Raw genomic sequence first — 1,675 nt, 5'->3', positions numbered from 1 at the left:
GTCCGAGGCGGTGCGGGACGCGGTCGCGGCGGTCCCCGACTCCGCGCCGCCCGCGGTCGACGGGGCCGACCCGCCCCGGGGTGCCGTGGTCGGCGGTACGGTGGCCGCCACCTACGACTCCGACGAGGCCAACGCCAAGGACCTCCGGCTGATCCTGCCGATCATCCTGCTGCTCGTCGGCGCGGTGCTCGTCCTGCTCCTGCGCGGCCTGCTCGCGCCGGTGCTGCTGGTGCTCACCGTCATCGCGTCGTTCTTCGCCAGCCTCGGCGCGGCGTGGCTGCTCTTCGACCATGTGCTCGGATTCCCGGCGCTGGACAGCGGGGTGCTGCTGCTCGCCTTCGTGTTCCTGGTGGCCCTCGGCGTGGACTACAACATCTTCCTCGTCACCCGGGCCCGGGAGGACGCCCGCCGCACCGGCACCCGAGACGGCATGCTCTCCGCGCTGCGCGTCACCGGCGGCGTGATCACCAGCGCCGGCGTACTGCTGGCCGCGGTCTTCGCCGTCCTCGGCGTGCTGCCGCTCATCACGCTCCCCCAGATCGGGATCATCGTCTGCATCGGCGTCCTGCTCGACACCCTGCTGGTGCGGACGGTCCTCGTGCCGGCCCTCGCGTTCCTGCTCGGCGACCGGTTCTGGTGGCCGGGCCGGCTGCGCCGGATCGAGGCACCCGACAGCTCCCCGGTGCACGCCCGGAGCCGGAGACTGTGCGGCACTAGACCGGAACGACGAGCGGGGCCGGGGCATCCGCCCCGGCCCCGCCGCGTCGTCGGCGGCGATCAGACGCCGATGCCGCGCCAGTCGCCCCAGATGGCGAACGTCAGACCGCGGCTCGCCTGGATGTTGACGAACAGGGTGTGCCCGTCGGGGCTGAACGTGGAGCCGGCGAACTCGTCGTTCGACCGGTCCACCCCGGTGCACAGCTGGCAGCCCCTGCCCGGTCAGTAGCTGAGGCAGACGCACTCCGTCATCAGCGCCCGGACGTTGCGCACGTACTGCGGGTTGGGGATGGTGAGCGGCTCGCCCTCCTGCGCCACCGCGGCGAACCCGTAGTTGTACGCCGCGATGATCGCGTTCAGCAGGCAGGAGTTCAGCTCGTCGGTGCAGAGCGAGGCGCCCAGCCGGTAGTCGGACTCGAAGTACATGTCGCCGATGTACTTGGTCAGCCAGGCCAGGTAGGTGCCGCCCAGGTAGGCGTTGTCCTGGTAGTCGTTGATGTCGTACGACTGGCCGAAGCGCTGGTTCATCCAGTCCGCGGTGGCCGGCATGACCTGCATCAGCCCGATCCCGCCGTCGCAGGCGATGATGTTGGACTGCCAGCCGCTCTCCTGCCAGGCGGTCGCCTTGAGCAGATTGAGCGGGATCGCGATGTCCGGCGCGGAGGTCGGCCAGTAGGTCCGGCCGGCCGCGTTGGTGAGCGCCTGCTTCACCTGGCTGCGGGTCGCCTGGGTGCCCTTGTAGGTCGGCTCGCAGCCGCTCGGGGCCGGCGCCGGCGGCGGGGGCGGCACCTTCGTCTCGGTGGGCGGCTTCGGGGTGGGCAGCGGTCCGGCCACCGTCCGGGTGGGCTTCGACGTGGGCTTCACAGTGGCCTTGGCGCTCGGGCTGGCCTTGATGCTCGGCGCGGCGCCCATCGCCTCGACCGCCGGCGCCGCCTCGGTGGGCTGGTCGACGGGGGCC

The 1,675-nt window shown here is 72.0% G+C and carries 1 protein-coding gene and 1 pseudogene; one reads left to right on the top strand and one right to left on the bottom strand.

Annotation, left to right across the window (positions count from 1 at the left end; genetic code table 11):
• A pseudogene (locus tag DKL51_RS00185) lies at positions 1-682 on the top strand (MMPL family transporter); the annotation flags it as partial.
• Between the two features lie 257 nt (positions 683-939).
• Here the strand turns inward: DKL51_RS00185 and DKL51_RS00175 are convergent.
• Positions 940-1,675, bottom strand: a 736-nt coding sequence (locus DKL51_RS00175; RefSeq protein WP_148097685.1) for a lytic transglycosylase domain-containing protein, incomplete at its 5' end; no start/stop codon positions are given.

Origin of the sequence: Micromonospora globispora (assembly GCF_003857015.1) — a bacterium.
GTDB classification, from domain to species: domain Bacteria; phylum Actinomycetota; class Actinomycetes; order Mycobacteriales; family Micromonosporaceae; genus Micromonospora; species Micromonospora globispora.
This window is presented reverse-complemented; position numbering and strand designations above follow the sequence as displayed.